We start from the raw sequence: 20,787 nt of genomic DNA on the forward strand, positions 1-20,787 counted from the left end.
GTGCAACACAATAGTCGTCGATGGTTTCATCCGACACCGCTTGCCAGTTGTCGGGGCGGGGCTATGCTCGCCGCCGTTCACGTCCATTACGGGACGCTCTCGGGGGGATTGCATGACGACGATCAAATTTGCCGCGCTGGCCGGGGCCGCGACGCTTGCGCTTGCGCTGCCCGCCGTTGCGCAGACCTCGCCCGCGGCGGTGAAGGCCGCGCCGGTGTCGGCGTTGGTCAAGGAAGTGAACATCCCGTATCAGGAGTTCACGCTGAAGAACGGGCTGCGCGTGATCGTTCACACCGACCGCAAGGCGCCGGTCGTCGCGGTCAGCGTATGGTATGACGTCGGGTCGAAGCACGAGCCGCAGGGTTCGACCGGCTTTGCGCATCTGTTCGAACATCTGATGTTCAACGGATCGGAAAATGCCCCGGGCGACTTCTTCGCGCCGCTGAAGCAGATCGGCGCGACCGACCTCAACGGCACGACCTATTTCGATCGCACCAATTATTTCGAGACGGTGCCGACCGGCGCGCTGGACCGTGCGCTGTTCCTGGAGAGCGATCGCATGGGCTATCTGCTCGGTGCGATCACGCAAGGCGTGCTCGACGAGCAGCGCGGCGTCGTCCAGAACGAAAAGCGCCAGGGCGACAACCGCCCCTACGGCCTGCTCGATTATGCGGTGACCGAGGGGCTGTTCCCGACGACGCATCCGTATGGCCATGATACGATCGGTTCGATGGCGGACCTCGACGCCGCCAGCCTGGAGACGGTGAAGAACTGGTTCCGCAGCCATTACGGCCCGAACAATGCGGTGCTGGTGCTGTCGGGCGATATCGATGCCGCGACCGCCAGGCCGCTGGTCGAAAAGTATTTCGGTGCGATCAAGCCGGGCCCCAAGAGCCAATTGCCGGTCGCGCCGGTGGTCACGCTGCCCGCGGCGAAGACGGTGGTGCTGAAGGACCGCGTCGCGGCGGTGATGCTGTCGCGCAACTGGGCGGTGCCGGGCCTGAACGACAAGGACAGCGCGGGGCTGGACGTCGCGGCGGGCGTGCTGGGCGGCATGGCGTCGTCGCGCTTCGCCAACGAGCTGGTGCGCAAGGAAAAGCTGTTCACGCAGCTGAGCGCCGACAACAGCGACTTCGCGCAGATCGGCGTGTTCTCGATCAACGGGCTGGTGCGGCCCGGCGTCGATCCGGCGGTCGCGGCGCAGCGGCTGGACGCGGTGATCGCGGACTTCCTGCGCACCGGGCCGACCGCGGACGAGGTGTCGCGCTACGTCACGGCGACGATCTCGGCGCGGCTGCGCAGCCTGGAATCGGTGAACGGCAAGGCATCGGTGCTGGCGGAGGGCGCGCTCTATTCGAACGATCCGGGCTTCTACAAGAAGGAGCTGGCCGAACTCGCTGCGCAGACGCCGGCGAGCGTCAAGGCCGCGGCGGACAAGTGGCTGAGCCGTCCGGTGCTGGCGGTGAACGTCGTCCCCGGCGCGCGCGACGCCTATGCCGAAGCCAAGGTGCCGCCGAAGGTGGATGTCGTCGCAGCTCCGGAGCAGCCCGCCAAGGGCACGCGCGGCGCGATGCCCGGCGTTGGCGCGATCACCGGCCTTACCTTCCCGAAGATCGAGCGGGCGCGGCTGAAGAACGGCATCGAGATCGTCTATGCGCAGCGCAGCGCGCTGCCGGTGACGCAGGCGGTGCTGAGCTTCGATGCGGGCTATGCGTCGGACGTGCCCGACAAGCTGGGCACGCAGCTCGTCGCGCTGATGATGATGGACGAGGGCACCGACCGGTATGACGCCAACGCGCTCGCCGAGGCGCGCGAGCGGCTGGGCATGCAGCTGAGCGCCTCTGCCAGCAACGATCGCAGCACGCTGTTCATGGGCGTGCCGAGCGCGAACCTGAACGGTGCGCTCGACCTGTTCGCGGAGGTCGCGCGGCACCCGACCTACGCCGATGCCGAGGTCGCACGCTTCAAGGCGCAGCAGGTTGCGGGCATCCAGCAGGAGCTGACCAATCCCGGCGCGTTGGCGCAGCGGATGACGACGCGGCTGCTCGCGGCGGGTACGCCCTATGCCAAGGCGCAGGGCTCCGGCGATCCGGTGGCGGTGGCATCGCTGACCCCCGCCGATCTGCGCCGCTTCGAACAGGCGTGGCTGCGTCCAGACAAGGCGAAGATCTTCGTCGTCTCCGACCGCCCGCTGGGCGAGGTGAAGGCGGCGCTCGACGCGCGCTTCGGCGACTGGCAGGGCATGGGCACGCCCGGCACCAAGACGTTCGGGGGGGCGCAACCGTCGCTCACCCCGCGCATCGTGCTGGTCGATCGTCCGGACAGCCCGCAGTCGATCGTCGTCGGTGCGCAGCGTACCGGGCTAAAGGGCACGGATGATCTGCTGGCGCTCAACACCGTCAACGACGCGCTCGGCGGTAGCTTCCTCAGCCGCTTCAACATGGACCTGCGCGAAGAGAAGCACTGGTCCTATGGCGCGGGCGGACGGTTCCAGGTGTCCGAATATGCCGCGCCCTATGTGATGCAGGCGGGCGTGCAGGCGGACAAGACGGGACCGTCGGTCGCGTCGGCGCGCGACGATGTGACGCAGTTCGTCACGACCAAGCCGATGACCGAAACCGAATATGGCCTGGCGATCAACGGCGCGATCCTGCAGCTGCCCGGCCAGTTCCAGACGTCGCAGGCGGTGCTCGGCGCGATGCAGACCAACGACCTGCTGAAGCGTCCCGACGATTATTATGCGACGCTGCCGACGCGGCTGCGTGCGCTGACGCTGCCCGAATTGCGCAGCGCGGCGGCGCAGACGATCAAGCCGGGCCAGTTCAGCTGGATCGTGGTGGGCGACGCGGCCAAGGTGAAGCCGCAGCTTGACACGCTCGGCCTGCCGGTCGAGGTCATCCCGGCAAGCGCGGTGGCCAATGTAACCCCCTCTACCACCGCGAAATAAGGAGAGACGCGCATGGCCGATGTCGATGGCAGCTGGGATTGCACCGTAAAGTCGCCGCTGGGCGACCAGAACCTGACGCTGACCGTCCAGAGCGATGGCGGCAGCTTCACCGGCACCGCGTCGGGCGCGATGGGCTCGAGCGACGTGTCGGGCGAGGTATCGGGCAACACCATCCGCTGGAAGCAGCAGATGACCGTGCCGATGCCGATGACGCTCGACTGCGAAGCGACCGCCGAGGGCGACACGCTGACCGGCACCGTCGGTGCAGGCGCGTTCGGCAGCTTCCCGCTGAACGGCAAGCGCACCGGCTGATCGTTCGGTTCGTTAGGGTAACGGGCGGCCCGTCTTCCGAGAGGAAGGCGGGCCGCTTTCGGTTTTGGCGGATCGACCGCGGTCAGGCCGCCGTCAGGCGTTTCCGCAAGAAGATGCGGACATTGTCTCGCGGCGAGTTATCGAGCGTTCCGAAGACCTCATAGCCGAGCTTTTCGTAGAAGCCGCGTGCCTGAAATGTGAAGGTCGTCAGCCACGATCCAACGCAGCCGCGCTCCGCTGCCAGCCGCTCGGCGGTCGCCATTAACTGCGATCCCAGGTCTTGGCCCCTCACGGAAGAGGGGGCGACAAGATAGTCGATGAACAGCCAATCGTAGACGGTTTTGCCCCACAAACCTCCGACGATTTCGCCTTCGCTTTCGAGGGTTATCGCGACGGGCCGCGGATCCGCGGGATAGCCGTTTTCGGCATTGAACGTGATCAGCGGGCCAAGGATCGCATCGCGGATCGCGTCCGTTGGTTCTTCGGCGATCTTCATGACAGCATTCATATCGTGGCCCTCCAATTGGCAGAATACCCGTTCACTGAGGGCGGAAGCACGAATGGAATGCCAAGCCCGTCAATCGACGGGCGTCACCGCTTCACCCGCGTCACATGGCCCATCTTGCGGCCCGGTCGGGCGGAGCCTTTGCCGTAGAGGTGGAGGTGGGCGCCGGCTTCCGTCAGGGCGGGTTGCCACGCATCGTCGCCGATCAGGTTTTCGAGGGTCACCTTGCGCCCCGTCAGCGTCGTGGCGCCGAGGGGGAGGCCGCAGATCGCGCGGATGTGGTTTTCGAATTGCGAGGTGTCGGCGCCCTCGATCGTCCAATGGCCGGAATTGTGGACGCGGGGGGCCATTTCGTTGAACACCGGACCGTCGCTACCCACGAAGAATTCGCATGCGAGGACGCCGACATAGCCCAGTTCGTCGGCGATGCGGCAGGCAAGCGCGGTGGCTTCGTCGGCCTGCGCGACGATCTCGGCCGGTGCGGGGACGGTGGAGGTGCGCAGGATCGCGTCGCGATGGACGTTGTGCGGCGGATCGTAGCGGACGCTGACGCCATCCTGGCCGCGAGCGATCAGGATCGAAAATTCGTGGGTGAAGGCGATGAAACCTTCGAGCACCGCCGGGCCGCCGATCGTCGCCCAGGCTTCGGCCGCATCGGCGGCGTCGCGGATCACCGCCTGGCCCTTGCCGTCATAGCCGAAGCGCGTCGTCTTGAGGATCGCGGGATAGCCGATGCGGTCGAGCGCCGCCATCAGGTCCGCCTCGCTGTTCACCGGCGCCCAGGGGGCGGGTCGGCCGCCGACGGTCTCGACGAAGCGCTTTTCGGCGATGCGATCCTGTGCGACGCGCAGCGCGGCCGGGTTGGGATGGACGGGGACGCGCTGGCTGAGCCATTCGACGGGCGTGACGTCGATATTCTCGAACTCGTAGGTCACGACGTCACAGGCGGCGGCGAAGTCGGCGAGGACGATGCGGTTATGATAATCGGCGCGCGTCAGGCTGGAGGCGGTCTGTGCGGCGACGCTTTCGCGGTCGGGGGCGAGGACATGGGTGCGATAGCCCAGTTGCGCGGCGGCGACGGCGAGCATGCGGCCCAGCTGGCCGCCGCCGAGGATGCCGATCGTCGAACCGGGGGGCAGCATCAGGCGGGCTCGTCCGCGACCGCGTCGGTCTGGCGCTGGCGCCAAGCCTGTAGCCGTTCCGACAGCGCGGGGTCGTTGATGCCAAGGATCGCGGCGGCGAGCAGGCCGGCGTTGGTCGCCCCCGCCTTGCCGATCGCGAGCGTGCCGACGGGGATGCCGGCGGGCATCTGGACGATCGACAGCAGGCTGTCCTGGCCCGACAGCGCCTTGCTCTGGACGGGGACGCCGAGGACGGGAAGGTGCGTCATCGCCGCGGCCATGCCGGGCAGATGCGCCGCGCCGCCCGCACCGGCGATCACGACCTTCAGGCCGCGATCCGCCGCCGACTTGGCGTAATCGTACAGGCGGTCGGGGGTGCGGTGCGCGGAGACGACCTTGGTCTCATGCGGCACGCCCAGCTCGGCGAGCACGTCGGCGGCGCCGCGCATCGTGTCCCAGTCGGACGTCGAACCCATGATGATGCCGACCAGCGGAGTGTCCATGGCCGTCGTCTATCGGGGGCGGGCGGCGAGGGCAACGCCCTGGCGCGCGCTTCCGTAGGGGAAGAGGGACAGCATGAGCACCTGAAGGGAAACGTTCGGGGGGTATCGTTTCCGCTTTGGTGGTGATCGAGCATGGCGCTGGGTTGTGGCAGATGATGGGGGTGTAGGCAGGGGGGCGGGATTTGGGTTTTGGTGCAGGGGGTTGGGGCGGAGGTGGGGCCAACACACTGCTTTGCCGGTGCTTCATCGCTACCTTCGCTCCCCACGGCCGTCATTCCCGCGGAGGCGGGAATCCAGAACCTCTGACGTTTCGGCTGGAGGCGCGACGGTAGCGCGTCTGGATTCCCGCCTTCGCGGGAATGACGAAGAGGGGGAGGGGGCGCTCTTTCGTCTTCGTCATCCCGGCGGAGGACGGGATCCATGGATGCGGTGCCGTTGCTGGTGCGAACGCCCCGGGCGTTGCGTGTCCATGGATCCCGGCCTCCGCCGGGATGACGGAGGGAGGCGACGGGCGCTTAGCGCTCGTTGAGGTAGTAGCGGTCCGTGGCGTTCAAATCCGCGTCTAGGTCGTAGACGATCGGCTGGCCGGTGGGGATTTCGAGGCTGGTGATGTCGTCGTCCGAGATGCCCGACAGGTGCTTCACCAGCGCGCGCAAGCTGTTGCCGTGCGCGGAGATCAGCACGCGCTGGCCGTCCTTCAGCGCGGGGGCGATCCGCTGTTCCCAATAGGGCAAAACGCGGGCGATCGTGTCCTTCAGGCTTTCGGTCTGGGGGATGGCGATACCGGCGTAGCGACGGTCCTGGCTGAGGTCGTAGGCGCTGCCGGCTTCGAGCGGGGGCGGGGGGATGTCGAAGCTGCGGCGCCAGATGTGGACCTGCTCGTCGCCGTGCTTCGCCGCCGTCTCCGCCTTGTCGAGGCCGGTGAGGCCGCCATAGTGGCGTTCGTTGAGGCGCCAGTCCTTTTCGACCGGCAGCCACAGCCGGCCCATCGCTTCGAGCGCGAGGTTGAGCGTCTTGATCGCCCGCGTCTGGAGCGAGGTGAAGGTCATATCGAAATCGAGGCCCTTCGCCGCCATCAGTTCGCCCGCGGCGCGCGCTTCGGCCGCGCCCTTGTCGGTGACGTCGACGTCCCACCAGCCGGTGAAGCGGTTTTCGAGGTTCCAGGCGGACTGGCCGTGGCGGATCAGGACTAGGCGAGGCATGCGGGCTCCCGTGGGTCGAGGGGTCTGTGGTTCGGGGCGGGGATAGAGCGTGGGGGCGCGCGTGTCGATTGATCGGCTTTTCGGGGCTGGGGAGCGCGAGTTTTGATTCACGCTAAGACGCTAAGACGCGAAGAGAAGAGGGGTGTTCACGCGGAGACGCGAAGACGCGGAGAAGGCACGCGCGGTCGCTCCGGTCGCGTTCCATCAACCAGCCGTTGGTGACGAAGGGCCGCGCCTGCGGCTAGGCGCGCGTCCCTCCGCGTCTCCGCGTCTCCGCGTGATCCAGCCTTCTTCTTCGCGTCTTAGCGTCTTCGCGTGAATCTCCTTATCGCGATCCCAGGCGTCAGATCGTGTCGATCATGTCCGTCAGCACTTCGAGGCACGAGACGGCGAGGGCCTTGGAGCGTTCGCCCGACCAGCCGTATTCTGCGTCGGGATTGGGATCGTGGTCCTTGAACGGCATTTCCAGCGTCACCGACACCGCGCCGAAGCGCTGCGCCAATTGGTTGGTCGACATCGATAGATTGGCGTTGCCGGCGCTGGATTTCTCATAGCCCTTTTCGACCTGGAAATCGGGGGTGTGCGCAGCGAGGCGGTGGCCGAAGTCGTAGAATTTGGCGCCGTGTTCCTCGGTCCAGTTGGGGATGCCTTCGAACCCGGCGATGAAGTTGGCCGGAATCGCCTCGTCGCCATGGACGTCGATCGCGAAGGCGACGCCGGTCTCGTCCATCGCATTGCGCACGCACAGCACTTCGGGGCTGCGTTCGGGCGAGGGCGCATGCCATTCGCGGTTGAGGTTCACGCCCGCGGCATTGGTGCGTAAGTGGCCGCGGCGGGTGCCGTCGGGGTTCATGTTGGGGACGACGTGGACGGTCGCCTTGTCCAGCAAGGGCTTGGCGGCATCGCTGGTCAGCCAGTCGAGCGCGCCGTCCATCCACCATTCGGCCATCGATTCGCCCGGATGCTGGCGCGCGTAGAGCCAGACGGGCTTGGGGCCGTTGCCGATCTTGAAATAGTCGATCGCCTGTCCGTCGAGCGTGGTGCCCAATTGGCGGTGCTCGACGCCCGGCTTCGCCGCGGTGCGCGCGACCAGATCGTGGTGCATTTCCATCGTGTACGGCGCGAAATAGGCGAACCAGGCGAGCTGGCCCTCGACCGTGTAATCGAACGAGAGGACGCCGTTGTCGTAGTGGGTGTCGATCATCCGCCAATGGACGCGATCGGTGCTGGCGCGCGTCTTGTAGCCGGGCCAGCCGAACGGATAGGCCGATTCGCCGGCATTGAGGATGCGGAAGGTGAGCCGACGGCCGTGCGCGCCCGCAACGCGGAACGAGAACCACTGGAAGAAGTCCGACTGGTGATCCTTCGCGATCTCCAGGTCGATGCGGTCGCCGTCGATCGAGACGAGGCGGATGTTGCCGCCGTCGAAGCCGGCGTCGATGGTGATGGTCATGGGCGGGGCCGATCGGTTTGGGGGGAGGTATGGTGCTGCCCTCACCCTTCGCCGCCTTAGGCGGCTCTTCCCTCTCCCGCTGGGAGAGGGAGGGAGGCGCGTAGCGCCGGAAGGGTGAGGGTGTGCGTTACTTCACGCTGATCGTGCGGCCGGACTGGCCGGGGAAGCCGGTGAAGAGCGCGCGGGCGAGGCGGGCGGCCTGCTGATCGGCGCGCTTGATGTCGCTGACGCCCTGCGCCTTGCCTTCCCAGATCGGCGACAGATCGGTGCGACGCTTGATCGTGACGCTCAGCTCGGCGACGAGCAGCTCGGTCGGGCGGCTCTTGCCGATCGGGAAGCTGAGGCCCCCGCCAAGGCCGACGCCGCCACCGCTGCGCCCGCCGCTGAAGCCGCCACCGCCCAGGCCGATGCTGACCGGCGACTGGCGCGGCGGGCCTTCGCGGCTGGTGCGGGTGAAGCCGACGGTCGCGACATAATCAGGCATCGCGCCCTGCGGTGGCACGGTATAGCCGGCCTTAAGCAATTCGGTCTGCACCGCGGCGGCATAGGTCTTGAATTCCAGGCTGGCCGGCGCGCCACCCGACAGCGGTTCGACCGCGATCGTACCGCGCGGGATCGGTTCGCCGAGATGGTAGCGGATCACGTCCGTCGGCGGCAGCGGACCGGCCGTGGTGGCGCAGCCGGCGAGCAGCGCGGCGGAGATGCCGAGGGCCAGGAACGGGCGGAGTGTCATGGAGGGGCAGCCTTTGCGATACGTTGCGCTTGGGAAACGCTCTAACGCCTGCGCCGTTGCTTGACTATTGGGCCCTTGCTCTCTAGGCGCTCGCGCTTTCACCGACACCTTATAAACACGAAAAGAAGCGAATCGATCATGAAGATCCGCAACAGCCTGAAGTCGCTCAAGGACCGTCATCGCGACAACCGCGTGATCCGTCGCCGCGGCCGCACCTACGTCATCAACAAGACCAACCGTCGCTTCAAGGCGCGTCAGGGCTAAGCCACTTGGGCTTGGCTCCAGCCGATGTCGAGGCTGCCGTCACGCCGACGGCGGTCATCTTCGATATCGGCCGGGTCTTGTACGACTGGGATCCCCGGATCCTCTATCGGCGCCTGATCGACGACGATCGGGCGCTCGATGCGTTCCTGCGCGACGTCGTCACGCACGAATGGCATTTCCAGCATGACGCTGGGCGCGACTTCGCCGAGACCTCGGCGGAGCTTGTTGCGTTGTATCCGCAGCATGCCGATCTGATCGCCGCCTGGGGGCCGCGGTTTCTGGAGAGCATCGGCGATCCGATGCCGGGCATGCCCGCGCTGGTCGACGAACTGGAGGCGGCGGGCGTGCCGCTGTTCGGCATCACCAACTTCAGCCACGAATTCTGGCCGCCGTTCCGCGCGCGCGAATCGGCGATGTTCGATCGCTTCCGCGACATCGTGGTGTCGGGCGCGGAGAAATTGGTGAAGCCGGATCCGGCGATCTACCGGCTGGCGCTGGCGCGGTTCGGGCTGGAGGCGGGCCGCACGGTGTTCATCGACGACAATGCAGCGAACGTCGCGGGCGCGCAGAGCGTCGGGCTGATCGCGCTGCATTTCGAAGGTGAGCCGAAGCTGCGGCGGGATTTGCAGGCGTTGGGGTTGCTGTAAGCCCAGCCGGTCGTTCGTCATCCCGGCGAAGGCCGGGATCCATGGTTTCGGTGTTGCTGATGGGGCGCGTGCCATAAGCGTTGCGCGTCCAGGGATCCCGGCGTGCGCCGGGATGACGAGGGTTGGGTGGGGTGTGCCTTCCCCTCGTTCCGTCATTCCCGCGCAGGCGGGAATCCATATTCTCTGACGGTTGCGTTTCTTGCTGTGAGGGTAGCGCGTCTGGATTCCCGCCTTCGCGGGAATGACGGGGAGGGGTGGTTACACCCGCTCCACCGCGTTGACCGCATCCGCCGCGCGCAGGGCGGCGATCAGGCGCATCAGTTGATGGATGTCGTGGACTTCGACGTCGATGACGTTGGTGTGGAAGATCGTGTCGCGCGTGTCGAGGCGCAGCGCGATGATGTTGGCGCGATGCGCGCCGATGATGGTCGAGACGATGCCGAGCGCACCGGGTTCGTTCTTCACCTGCACCGAAATGCGCGCGACCGCGCCTTCGCTCTGGTCGCCCCAGTCGACATCGACCCAGTCGGTTTCGTCCGCACCGCGTTCGGCGAGTTCGGCGAGGACGCGGCAGTCGATCGCATGCACCTCGATCCCCGCATCCGGGCGGCGCAGGCCGACGATGCGGTCGCCGGGCACTGGGTGGCAGCATTCGGCAAGGTCGAAGGCGACGCCGGGCGTCAGCCCCTTGATCGAGATGGCGGTCGATTGCGGCGCGATCAGCGCGAGGTCGGCGCCGGCCGAGCCGGGCATCAGCGCCTCCATCACCGTCGCGTCGGACAGCGTGCGCCGCGCGATCCCCGCCATCAGCGTCGCCTCGTCGCCCATCTTCAGCCGCGACAGCGCATGGGTGAGCGCATCGGGGCCGAGCGGCGCGGGCAGGCGACGGACGATGTCGTCGTAGAGCTTGCGGCCGAGCGCGATCAGCTCGGCGCGTTCGGTCTGGCGCAAATGGCGGCGGATCGCGGCCAGCGCCTTGCCGGTGATCGCGAAGTTGAGCCAGCCGGGCTGCGGCACCTGCCCCTTCGAGCGGAGCACCTGCACCTGGTCGCCATTCTCGATGACGGTCGACAAAGGCACGACGCGGCCGTTGATCTTGGCGCCTACTGCCTGGTCGCCGAGGTCGGTATGGACGGCATAGGCGAAATCGATCGGCGTCGCGCCCTTGGGCAGCTGGATCAGCTCGCCCTTCGGCGTGAAGGCGAAGATGCGATCCTGGTACATCGCCATGCGCGTATGTTCGAGCAGCTCTTCGGGGCTGCCGGCGGTTTCCAGGATTTCGACGAGGTCGGCGATCCAGCTGTGCTGGCTGTCGGCGCGGACCTTCTTTTCCTTGTAGGCCCAATGCGCGGCGAGGCCGAATTCGGCCTCCGCATGCATCTCGGGCGTGCGGATCTGGATCTCGATACGCGCATTGTCGGCGTGGATCACGCTGGTGTGCAGCGAGCGATAGCCGTTGCGCTTGGGCGTCGAGATGTAGTCCTTGAACCGCCCCGGCACCATCGGCCAGCGGCGGTGGATGATGCCGAGCGCGGTGTAGCAGTCCTCGACCGTCGGCACGATCGCGCGGAACGCCATGATGTCCGAGAGTTGCTCGAAGCTGATGTGGCGCTCGCTCATCTTGCGCCAGATCGAATAGGGATGCTTCTCGCGCCCCGTCACTTCGGCATCGACGCCGGCCCGGCCGAGCAGCAGCTTCAGGCCCGATCCGATCTTGGCGATGCGATCGCCGCCGCCGGTCTTGAGCAGATCCAGCCGTTTGGTGATCGATTCATACGCTTCGGGTTCGAGCTGCGCGAAGGCGAGCGTCTGCATCTCCTTCATGAACTCGTACATGCCGATCCGCTCGGCGAGCGGGGCGTAGATATCCATCGTCTCCTTCGCGATCCGCCGCCGCTTTTCGGGCTTGGGGATGTGATGGAGCGTGCGCATGTTGTGCAGGCGGTCGGCAAGCTTGACCAGCAGGACGCGGATGTCGTCCGACATGGCGAGCAGGAATTTGCGCAGGTTTTCGGCGGCGCGCTCGTTCTCGGTCTGCGCCTCGATCTTGGACAGCTTGGTGACGCCATCGACCAGCCGCGCGACATTGCCGCCGAACAGGCGCGTGATCTCTTCGGGCGTGGCGACCGTATCCTCGATCGTGTCGTGGAGGATCGCGGTGGCGATCGTCTCGTCGTCCAGCCTCAGGTCGGTGAGGATGCCCGCCACCTCGATCGGGTGGCTGAAATAGGGGTCGCCGCTGGCGCGCTTCTGGGAGCCATGCGCCTGCATCGAGAAGACATAGGCGCGGTTGAGCAGCGCTTCATCCGCGTCGGGGTCGTAATCGAGGACCCGATCGACCAGTTCATATTGCCGTAGCACGGCCTACACATGGGCGAGGGGCATGCCGCTTTGCAACACAATGTTGCAGAGCGGCAGGCGATTTTGCGGGATACATCAACGATGAGCCCAGAACGCGCGGATCGGCGCGTCCTCGCAACACCTTACGCCTTCTTGGCCTTGGCATTGCACTTGGCGAGCTGTTCGGCGTCATAAGCGGTGCCGCCGACGGTGAAGCTGGACAGCGTGCCGACTTCGCGCGCGACCAGTTCGCACAGCACGGCGGGACGCTCGGGCGCCTGGCTGGCGACGAAACCGCCTTCACGCGCGCGCCAAACGGTCGAGCGGGTGATGAAGCTCGCCTTGGCGGAGGGCGCCGTGGGGACGGCGACATAGGTGTCCGCGGCGGCGGCGCCGGCGGCGGTCGCACCGAACAGCGTGGAGATGGCGAGCGCCAGCGTGGGGGCGAGCGTGGACAGCAGCTTCATGACGAGGGGTCCTCCCGAACCGATTCGCAGGTGATGATGATGCGCGCCCGCTACCGATTTCGGTTTCAGGTTGCAACGGAAAACGCATAAAGGCTGTCTTGTCGGCCGGTTTGTGCGATATGCTGCCGACGATCAGACGAGGATCATGATGCCGACACCGGCCGATGGGCCCGATTCCGCGTGTACCGCGCCGATCCGGGAGACTCTGCGCGAAACGTTGCGGGAATGCAGCCTGCCCGCGGCGCTGGAGGCGATGGGCGAGCGCTGGGCGTTCCTGATCCTGCGCGCGGCGTTCAATGGCCTGCATCATTTCGAGGAATTCCAGGCCGAGCTGGGCATCGCCCGCAATATCCTGGCGAACCGGCTGGGGCGGCTGGTCGACCATGGTATCCTGCAGCGCGAGGCGATGCCCGCCGACCGGCGCAAGATCCGCTATACGCTGACCGAAAAGGGCTACGCGCTGCTGCCGACGATGATCGCGCTGCGGCAATGGGGCGAGCGCTGGGAATTGTGTGCGCCGGCCTTTCCGATCCTGGTCGATGCGCGCGACCGTCGCCCGATCGCGCCGGTCGCGGTGCAGGCGCATGACGGACGCATATTGGGTAAGGGCGACCTGATCTGGGCGCTGCCGGAGGATGTCGACGACCCGACGTAAGCGGTGCCGACAATACTACCCTACAGCATGGTACTAATGCTGTTAACCCATTCAGCTTTATTGATAGTTTTTGCGATCCGCGTCACAACGGCGCCCTATGCAAGTGATGTTTGAACGCGCGCGCGACGCGCTTGCCTTCCTCGAACATCAGCGGTTGGAGCCGACCGTCCCACATTACGGGCTGGCGCTGATCCATGTCACCGGTGGCAATGCCGCTTTGTCGCGCGAGATCGCCGGACTGATCGGCGATGGCTTCCGTTTGACCGCGACCGATGCCGCGCGGATGATCGCCCGGTACGTACCGTTGCCGGTTCCGACGGGGATCGCGGACCATGCCGAGCGGCTGGGATCGCTGGCGGACGAAGCGCGCGCCGTCACGCGGACAGCCGGGGCGAATGTCGGCGAGCTGGTGCGGGAGGCGCAGGGGGCGCTGCCGTCGGGCGACGAGACGGTGCAGCGCCTGGCCGCGGCCGAAAACGAGCTGGCCATGCTGCGGCGGCAGTTCGAAACGCTGAAGAAGGCGATGGTCGCCGACGTGCGGCGCGCGATCGATCCCGAACACGATCCGCTGACCAGCGCACTCAAGCCCGCCTTTGCCGGCCACGTCCTCGACCAGATCGACAAGCACGACCGGCGTCATGTGATCGTGATGCTCAGCATCGACGGACTGGTCGAGATCAATCGCGAATTCGGCACGAGCGTGGGCGACAATGTGCTCAACGGATTTGCCGCCAAGATCCAGAAGCAATTCCCCGAGCAGGAGGTGATCCGCTGGGCCGGCAACGAGTTCATCGTCGTCGTGCCCGACCGGACGATCACCGCGGTGCGCAGCCAGGCCGAGGACGTGCTGTCACTGCTCGAATCGCGCAAGTTCAAGCTGGCGGAAACCGGCGAGTGGATCGGGACGGTGACCGCATCCGGGGCGGTCGTGATGGACCAGGGCGACGATTTCCCCGCGATGCTCGGCCGGGCGCGCGAGACGCTGGCCGGCGCGGTCGCCGCCGGAGGGAATCGGGTTGCGGTGTGATCGGACGGGCCCCGCCGCTTACAGCAGCAGCTTGACCCCGACTATGGCGAGGACGGTCGCCAGCACCGGACGCAAAGCCGCCTCGCGCATCACGCCCGCCAGCAGGCTGCCGACGACGATGCCGGGGATCGATCCGATCAGCAGCGAACCGAGCAGGCCGAGATCGACCGAACCGAGCAGCCAATGGCCCGTGCCCGCCAGCAGCGTCAGCGGCACGGCATGCGCGATGTCGGCGCCGACGAGGCTTTTGAGCGGATGGCGCGGGTAGAGGACGAGCAGCGCGGTCATGCCGAGCGCGCCTGCGCCGACCGAGGTCAGCGACACCAGCACGCCGAGGATCGCGCCGAGCAGCACCGTGAGCGCCACCGGTTGGCGCCCGTCGGTCTCGCCGAGGCGGGGGGTGAGGGCGGCGACGATGCGGTGGCGCAGCAGCGTCGCGACGGCGGACACGACCAGCACGACGCCGAGCAGCGTAGCAAGCAGATGCTGCGTCGCGGACGAATGCTCGCTCGCCTGGCCCAGCAGCAGCAAGGTGACGATCGTCGTCGGCACGCTGCCCAGCGCCAGCCGGCGCACGATGCTCCAGTCGAGCGTGCCGCGCCAGCCGTGGACGGTGGTGCCCACCGTCTTGGTCGCCGCGGCATAGAGCAGGTCGGTGCCGACTGCGGTCGCGGGATGGAAACCGAAGGCGAGCACGAGGATCGGCGTCATCAGCGATCCGCCACCCACCCCGGTCAGGCCGACGAGGACGCCGACGAGCACGCCGGCGAGCGAATAGAGCGGTTCGATGGTCATGCGCGGCGGTCGCCGCTCAACCGGTTTTCTGACCTGCGGACTGGCTGGGGGTGTTGACCCCCATGGATTGCAGGTAGCGCTTCACGTTGCGCGCCGCCTGGCGCAATCGCTGTTCGTTTTCGACCAGGGCAATGCGCACGAAGCCTTCTCCATTTTCGCCGTAGCCCACCCCTGGCGCAACCGCGACATGGGCGTGAGTCAGCAATTGTTTGGAGAACTCAAGGCTGCCTAAGTGCGCGACCGCGGGCGGCAGCGGTGCCCAGGCGAACATGCTGGCGCGGGGGGACGGAATGTCCCAGCCCGCGCGGCCGAAGCTTTCGACCAGCACGTCGCGGCGCTTGTGGTAGAGCTGGCGGTTCTTCTCGACGATGTCCTGCGGGCCGTTGAGCGCGGCGCAGGCGGCGGCCTGGATGGGCGTGAAGGCGCCATAGTCGAGGTACGACTTCACGCGCGTCATCGCCGCGATCAGCTTGGCGTTGCCGACCGCGAAGCCGATGCGCCAGCCGGCCATGCTGTAGGTCTTGCTGAGCGAGGTGAATTCGATCGCGACGTCCTTGGCGCCCTTCACCTGCAGGATCGAAGGGGTCGGATTGCCGTCGTAATACAGCTCCGAATAAGCAAGGTCGCTGATGATCCAGACCTTGTTCTCGCGCGCCCAGGCGACGAGGCGTTCGTAGAAGGCGAGGTCGACCGCCTCGGCCGTCGGGTTGGACGGATAATTGACCACCAGCACCGACGGGCGCGGCACGGTGAAGGCCATCGCGCGCTCGAGGCTTTCGAAATAGGCCTCGTCGGGCGTCGTCGGCACCGCGCGGATCGTCGCGCCGGCGATGATGAATCCGAAGGTGTGGATCGGATAGGACGGGTTGGGCGCGAGGATGACGTCGCCGGGCGCGGTGATCGCGGTCGCGAGGCTGGCGAGGCCCTCCTTCGATCCCATCGTCACCACGACCTCGGTCTCGGGATCGAGATCGACGCCGAAGCGACGGCCGTAGTAATTCGCCTGCGCGCGGCGGAGGCCGGGGATGCCCTTGGACTGTGAATAGCCGTGCGCGTCGGGCTTTTTCGTCACCTCGATCAGCTTGTCGAGGACGTGCGGCGGCGGCGGCAGATCGGGGTTGCCCATGCCGAGATCGATGATGTCCTCGCCCGCCGCGCGCGCCGCGGCCCGCATGCCGTTGACTTCGGCGATGACATAGGGCGGCAGACGCTTGATGCGGTAGAATTCGTCGTCGGACATGGCTCACCTGATCGTGGACGCCGCGACTCTAACGCGCAGGCGCGGGTTTCACCACTTCAATCGGGCGTCACCCGTCGGGTTCGCCCGGTTGTGCGACGATGACGCGGTTCTTGCCTGCGCGCTTGGCGGCGTAGAGCGCGGCGTCGGCGGCGCGCATCGCGGCGCGCGGATCGCTCTCCAGCGGCGCGAGGCCGATCGAGACGGTGATGCAGCCGATCGACGTGCCCGTTTCCGAATTGACGAAGCTGCGCATTTCCAGCCCCTCGCGCATCCCTTCCAGCAACGGCCGCGCGCCGTCGATCGCCATGCCGGGGAACAGGCAGGCGAATTCCTCACCGCCGTGGCGTGCCACCACCGCCTTGTCACCGAGCGCGGTCTTGAGGTGGCGCGCGACGACCTTCAGCACGCGGTCGCCCGCCTCATGGCCGTGGATGTCGTTGATCCGCTTGAAATCGTCGATGTCGCAAAGTGCCACGCAGCGCGGCTCCGCCCCGGTCTCGCGGGCGAGCCGGGCATCGAAGCTGCGGCGGTTGGGCAGGCGGGTCAGATGGTCCTGCTCGGCGGTGCGGCGCGCGGCGTTGAGCCGGCTGCGCAGCCGCGTCGTCTCACGCTCCATCGTGTCGAGCTGATGGGCGAGGTCGCGCGTCGCATCGACGGCGGCGGTGGTGAGCATCACTAGCCGCCCGAGCGATGCCTCCGGATCGGCCGCCATTTCCTGCATCGTGCCGCCCAGTGCGGCTTCATAGGCCCGCGCCGAATCGCTCGACCGGCCGAGGAGACGGCTGTTTTCGAGCATCGCCGCCAGCAGCGTATCGCCGAGATCGGCGAGCGTCGCGGCATGGTTGCGCTCGGCGAGCGCCTGCGTCGGCAGTCGGTCGAGAAAGGCGGGCGAGACGGGCTCGCCGGTGCGGACGCGTGTGTCGATCGCCTCGGCCAGCGCGGGATCGTCGCCGATCGCATAGCTGCGCGCGATCAGCAGATGGTCGGGACTGGGGTCGAGATCGTGCGTGTGGAGGAAGGCGACGATCCGGTCGATCAGTTCGTGATTGGCGGTTCTGCGCATCATAGCGACCGCGCCGTCGCGGTCACCGGCTGCGCCGCCTGGCGCGTTGCTGCGCGGGGGCAGCGCCGCGGAGGCGGAGGGAGCGGCAGCGGCCGGTGCGGATGCGCGTGCGGGGGGCGTGTCCAGCCCCTTCCACCACGAGGCGAGGCGCGGCAGCCGCGCCGCATTGCTACTGTGCGGCATCAGCGACCCCCCGCCGCGCGCAGCAGGGGTGCCTCATGCGGCTGGATGCCGGCCTGGACGTCGGCGAGCAGCGCGGGCCAGCGATCCGGGAACCAATAGTCGCCGCGCTCACGCCGCAGCACCGGATCCTGCGTCGTGTCGACGTCCTCGATCCCCAGGAAGCGTGAATCGGGCACGTGGTAGAAGGTGCGGACCAGCGGCGCATAGGGGTCGGCGCTACCGTCGAGCACGATGCCGAGCCGGTTGGAGTTGAGCCGCACCAGCGCGTGCAGCGGCTGGATGCCGAGGTTGACGATGAACGCGTCGAGCAGGTCGGGGTCGAAATGCCCCTCCCATTCCAGCATCCGCGCCAGCGCCTCGTGCGGCGACCAGGGGCGCTTGTAGGGCCGGACCGAGGTGACCGCATCATAGACGTCGCAGATCGCGGCGATGCGCGCGTGCAGGCTGATCTGGTCGCCCTTCAGCCGTTCGGGATAGCCGCTGCCGTCGAGCCGTTCGTGATGGTGCAGGCAGACGTCGAGCGCGATGCGGGACGCGGTGGCGTCCTTGCGCAGCATCGCATGCCCCTCCGACGGGTGGCGGCGCATCACCAGCCATTCGTCCTGACCGAGCTGCCCCGCCTTGTCGAGGATCGTCGTGGGGGTCGCCACCTTGCCGATATCGTGCAGCAGACCCGCGGCGCCGATCTCGCGCACCTCGGCTTCGGGCAGGCCGAGATGGAGCGCGAGGTCGACCATCAGCGCGCAGACCGCGATCGAGTGCAGATAGGTGTATTCGTTGTTCATCTTGAGGCGCGTGACCTTGACGAACGCCGCCCGGTCGCGCTGCAACGCGACCGAAATGTCGTCGACCACCGGGGTCACGGCTTCCAGATCGATCGCGCGGCCCAGGCGCGCTTCCTGGAACATGGCGATGACATGCTCCTTCGACCGGTCGATCGTCTGCGTCAGGTCGTCGGGTTGCGGCCCGCTGCGCCGTTTACGCCGCTCGACCGGCAAGGGCGCGATCACGGCGGGCGCCTCGACCTGGCGGCGGCGTTCGGCCTCGGGGATCACGGTGACGCCGCGTCCCTTGGTGGTGTCGATCGTGACATGCTGGATCGCCGACGAGCGCAACCGATCCAGTTCGGCCTCGGTCTTGATCAGGAAGCTGCGGCGCCAGAACGGATTGTCGATCCATGCCCCTTCCATGGCATCGACATACATGCCCACTTGGACCTCGCGCGTGGCAACGCGGATCAGCATGACGGCGTCTCTCTATGCGGGGTGATGTGAATGCTGTTCATGAACCCGCAAATGCGCCCCAGTGCTTTACGATTGGTTGTAAACCGACCCATTCTGGCGGTCGGGGCGCCAGTTTGAGTGATTTGCCTCGGAACCCAGATCGACGGACGGCAACACGACGATCGCGGTTCCCACCATCGGCCGCCGCCGCTACGGTCACCGCGATAAGAAGAGGATGCCATGGCCGATCCCAAGACCGATTCGTCCGACGCGCCGCGCAGCGCTTATGGCACCGGAGCGGCGCCGGACCTTGCCGATCTGCAGCATTGGACCTGGGTGATGGGCCGCGCGCAGCAGATGATGATGGAACAGGGCATCGGCGTGTTCGCGGCGGGCGCCGCCGGGCCGGGCACCCCCGTATCGGCCGAGGGCCAGAGCCGGCTGACGCAACAGGTGCAGGATTATTGGGCGGACAATCTGGCGCTGTGGCAGCGCTTCGTCGATCCCGCCGCCGCGCCGCCGCCGCCGCCGGAATCGGAGGGCGATGCCCGCGACAAGCGCTTCAAGGCGGCGGCATGGCGCGAGGACCCGTGGTTCGACTGGATCCGTCGCAGCTACAATCTGATCGCCGACCATCTGCTGCGCGGGGTCGAGGCGCTGGAGGGTGTGCCCGACAAGCAGCGCGAGCAGTTGCGCTTCGCCGCGCGTGGGCTGGTCGACGCGATGAGCCCGTCGAACTTCGCGCTGACCAATCCGGAAGTGGTCGCCAAGACGATCGAGACCAAGGGCCAGAACCTGCTCGACGGCATGAAACACATGCTCGCCGACATCGGCAAGGGGCAGTTGACCCACACCAGTGACGGCGCGTTCGAGGTGGGGCGCAACCTGGCGATGACGCCGGGCAAGGTGGTGAAGCGCACCGCCTTGTACGAGCTGATCCAGTACACGCCGACGACACCGGACGTGCTGGCGACGCCGCTGGTGATCTTTCCGCCCTGGATCAACCGCTATTACATCCTCGATCTGACGCCCGAGAAAAGCTTCATCCGCTGGGCGGTGGAGCAGGGCATCACCGTTTTCATGGTGTCCTGGAAGTCGGCGGATGCGTCGATGAAGGACGTGATCTGGGACGATTACGTCACCGCTCAGGTTGATGCGATCGACACGATCCGGGCGCTGCTCGACGTGCCGGCGGTGCATACGATCGGTTATTGCGTCGCGGGCACGACGCTGGCGGCGACGCTGGCGCTGCTCGCCGCGCGTGGGCAATCGGACACGGTGGCAAGCGCCACCTTCTTCACCGCGCAGGTCGATTTCTCCGCGGCGGGCGAATTGCAGAATTTCGTGACCGACGACCAGCTGGCGGTGATTGGCACGCTGTCGCCGCAGGGGTTCCTGGACGGGCGCTATCTGGCCGCGACGTTCAACCTGCTGCGCGGGCGCGACCTGATCTGGAATTACGTCACCAACAATTATCTGCTCGGCGCGGACTATATGCCGTTCGACCTGCTCCACTGGAACGGCGACACGACCAATCTGCCGGCGAAATGGCATTTGTCGTACCTGACCGATCTGTATCGCGACAATCTGCTCGTGCAGCCGGGCGCGATGTCGGTGGCGGGCGAGGCGCTGGACCTTACCCGCGTGACGACGCCCGCCTATGTGCAGGCAGGACGCGAGGACCATATCGCGCCGGCGGAGAGCGTGTGGAAGATCACGCATCTGTTCCAGGGACCGCTACGCTTCGTGCTGGCGGGATCGGGCCATATCGCGGGCGTGGTCAATCCGCCGGCCGCGGGCAAATACCAATATTGGACGAACGACGCCGCTGCGGACTCGCTCGCCGATTTCGTGGCGGGTGCGACCGAGACGAAGGGCAGCTGGTGGCCGGACTGGCTCGCGTGGCTGCGCAATTTGTCGTCCGACATGGTGCCGGCAGAGGGCGCGCGGCAGCCCGGGGGCGGCGTGCTGGTGGCGCTTTGCGATGCGCCTGGCGAGTATGTCAAAGCCTGAGAACGTTCCCATGTTGCAGCGCACAAAAATGCGCTTGACGTAGCGTCGCGGCTCCCTATTTGTGCGTTGCAGCATAATAGCTGGAGTAGGAGCC

At 66.9% G+C, this 20,787-nt stretch carries 19 protein-coding genes; 7 read left to right on the plus strand and 12 right to left on the minus strand.

Annotated elements, in window-relative coordinates:
• Window positions 1-112 precede the first annotated feature (112 nt).
• Together SPHME3_RS0105145 and SPHME3_RS0105150 are read left to right on the plus strand one after the other, a co-directional pair.
• On the plus strand, window positions 113-2,947 hold the full coding sequence (locus SPHME3_RS0105145) for a M16 family metallopeptidase (RefSeq protein ID WP_017980345.1): 2,835 nt from the start codon (window positions 113-115) through the stop codon (window positions 2,945-2,947).
• A gap of 12 nt (window positions 2,948-2,959) precedes the next feature.
• A complete protein-coding gene (locus tag SPHME3_RS0105150; RefSeq protein WP_017980344.1) occupies window positions 2,960-3,259 on the plus strand; it encodes a hypothetical protein in 300 nt (99 codons plus the stop codon).
• An 82-nt stretch (window positions 3,260-3,341) separates the two neighbouring features.
• Here the strand turns inward: SPHME3_RS0105150 and SPHME3_RS0105155 are convergent, their stop codons facing one another.
• From SPHME3_RS0105155 to SPHME3_RS0105180, 6 genes are all read right to left on the minus strand, one after another.
• The gene (locus SPHME3_RS0105155; protein WP_017980343.1) at window positions 3,342-3,755 is read right to left on the minus strand and encodes a GNAT family N-acetyltransferase; all 414 of its coding nucleotides are present in this window, start codon (window positions 3,753-3,755) and stop codon (window positions 3,342-3,344) included.
• Between the two features lie 95 nt (window positions 3,756-3,850).
• Window positions 3,851-4,906: a 5-(carboxyamino)imidazole ribonucleotide synthase gene (locus SPHME3_RS0105160; RefSeq protein ID WP_017980342.1), complete on the minus strand. Its 1,056-nt coding sequence runs from the start codon at window positions 4,904-4,906 to the stop codon at window positions 3,851-3,853.
• Window positions 4,906-5,388 (minus strand): 5-(carboxyamino)imidazole ribonucleotide mutase, encoded by a 483-nt coding sequence (gene purE / locus SPHME3_RS0105165; RefSeq protein WP_017980341.1) that lies wholly within the window; start codon window positions 5,386-5,388, stop codon window positions 4,906-4,908. Before purE ends, SPHME3_RS0105160 begins: the two co-directional genes overlap by 1 nt.
• A 515-nt stretch (window positions 5,389-5,903) precedes the next feature.
• Window positions 5,904-6,590 carry a 2,3-diphosphoglycerate-dependent phosphoglycerate mutase gene (gpmA, locus tag SPHME3_RS0105170; protein ID WP_017980340.1) on the minus strand — a complete coding sequence of 229 codons (687 nt, stop codon included), beginning with the start codon at window positions 6,588-6,590 and terminating at the stop codon, window positions 5,904-5,906.
• Window positions 6,591-6,933: 343 nt separating this feature from the next.
• Window positions 6,934-8,043 (minus strand): M14 family metallopeptidase, encoded by a 1,110-nt coding sequence (locus SPHME3_RS0105175; protein ID WP_017980339.1) that lies wholly within the window; start codon window positions 8,041-8,043, stop codon window positions 6,934-6,936.
• A gap of 127 nt (window positions 8,044-8,170) precedes the next feature.
• A complete protein-coding gene (locus SPHME3_RS0105180) occupies window positions 8,171-8,776 on the minus strand; it encodes a DUF4136 domain-containing protein (protein ID WP_017980338.1) in 606 nt (201 codons plus the stop codon).
• Window positions 8,777-8,914: 138 nt separating this feature from the next.
• Here SPHME3_RS0105180 and ykgO point away from each other — a divergent pair, with 138 nt between their 5' ends.
• Together ykgO and SPHME3_RS0105190 are read left to right on the plus strand one after the other, a co-directional pair.
• Window positions 8,915-9,040, plus strand: coding sequence for a type B 50S ribosomal protein L36 (gene ykgO, locus SPHME3_RS0105185; RefSeq protein ID WP_003046794.1), 126 nt, complete (start codon window positions 8,915-8,917; stop codon window positions 9,038-9,040).
• Window positions 9,041-9,051: 11 nt separating this feature from the next.
• The gene (locus SPHME3_RS0105190; RefSeq protein ID WP_287984238.1) at window positions 9,052-9,687 is read left to right on the plus strand and encodes an HAD family hydrolase; all 636 of its coding nucleotides are present in this window, start codon (window positions 9,052-9,054) and stop codon (window positions 9,685-9,687) included.
• A gap of 258 nt (window positions 9,688-9,945) precedes the next feature.
• Here SPHME3_RS0105190 and SPHME3_RS0105195 read toward each other — a convergent pair whose 3' ends face one another.
• Both SPHME3_RS0105195 and SPHME3_RS0105200 read right to left on the minus strand, forming a co-directional pair.
• Window positions 9,946-12,048, minus strand: a complete 2,103-nt coding sequence (locus SPHME3_RS0105195; RefSeq protein ID WP_017980336.1) for a RelA/SpoT family protein — start codon at window positions 12,046-12,048, stop codon at window positions 9,946-9,948.
• Between the two features lie 122 nt (window positions 12,049-12,170).
• On the minus strand, window positions 12,171-12,494 hold the full coding sequence (locus tag SPHME3_RS0105200; protein WP_017980335.1) for a CC_3452 family protein: 324 nt from the start codon (window positions 12,492-12,494) through the stop codon (window positions 12,171-12,173).
• A gap of 145 nt (window positions 12,495-12,639) precedes the next feature.
• Here SPHME3_RS0105200 and SPHME3_RS0105205 point away from each other — a divergent pair, with 145 nt between their 5' ends.
• Together SPHME3_RS0105205 and SPHME3_RS0105210 are read left to right on the plus strand one after the other, a co-directional pair.
• Window positions 12,640-13,149: a winged helix-turn-helix transcriptional regulator gene (locus SPHME3_RS0105205; RefSeq protein WP_018250598.1), complete on the plus strand. Its 510-nt coding sequence runs from the start codon at window positions 12,640-12,642 to the stop codon at window positions 13,147-13,149.
• Between the two features lie 97 nt (window positions 13,150-13,246).
• The gene (locus tag SPHME3_RS0105210; protein ID WP_017980333.1) at window positions 13,247-14,176 is read left to right on the plus strand and encodes a GGDEF domain-containing protein; all 930 of its coding nucleotides are present in this window, start codon (window positions 13,247-13,249) and stop codon (window positions 14,174-14,176) included.
• A gap of 18 nt (window positions 14,177-14,194) precedes the next feature.
• Here SPHME3_RS0105210 and SPHME3_RS0105215 read toward each other — a convergent pair whose 3' ends face one another.
• The 4 genes from SPHME3_RS0105215 to SPHME3_RS0105230 all read right to left on the minus strand — a co-directional run bounded on the left by SPHME3_RS0105215 (window position 14,195) and on the right by SPHME3_RS0105230 (window position 18,701).
• The gene (locus SPHME3_RS0105215) at window positions 14,195-14,971 is read right to left on the minus strand and encodes a sulfite exporter TauE/SafE family protein (RefSeq protein WP_017980332.1); all 777 of its coding nucleotides are present in this window, start codon (window positions 14,969-14,971) and stop codon (window positions 14,195-14,197) included.
• A gap of 16 nt (window positions 14,972-14,987) precedes the next feature.
• On the minus strand, window positions 14,988-16,211 hold the full coding sequence (locus SPHME3_RS0105220; protein ID WP_017980331.1) for an LL-diaminopimelate aminotransferase: 1,224 nt from the start codon (window positions 16,209-16,211) through the stop codon (window positions 14,988-14,990).
• 67 nt (window positions 16,212-16,278) lie between these two features.
• Complete coding sequence (locus SPHME3_RS0105225) at window positions 16,279-17,457, minus strand: GGDEF domain-containing protein (protein ID WP_026189061.1); 1,179 nt, start codon at window positions 17,455-17,457, stop codon at window positions 16,279-16,281.
• Window positions 17,457-18,701, minus strand: a complete 1,245-nt coding sequence (locus SPHME3_RS0105230) for an HD-GYP domain-containing protein (protein ID WP_018250600.1) — start codon at window positions 18,699-18,701, stop codon at window positions 17,457-17,459. The genes SPHME3_RS0105225 and SPHME3_RS0105230 overlap by 1 nt, the downstream gene beginning before the upstream one ends.
• Before the next feature lie 219 nt (window positions 18,702-18,920).
• Here SPHME3_RS0105230 and SPHME3_RS0105235 point away from each other — a divergent pair, with 219 nt between their 5' ends.
• Entirely contained in the window at window positions 18,921-20,693 is a 1,773-nt protein-coding gene (locus SPHME3_RS0105235) for a PHA/PHB synthase family protein (RefSeq protein WP_017980328.1), read from the plus strand.
• Window positions 20,694-20,787 lie beyond the last annotated feature (94 nt).

This window comes from Sphingomonas melonis DAPP-PG 224 (assembly GCF_000379045.1).
Lineage (GTDB): Bacteria > Pseudomonadota > Alphaproteobacteria > Sphingomonadales > Sphingomonadaceae > Sphingomonas > Sphingomonas aquatilis.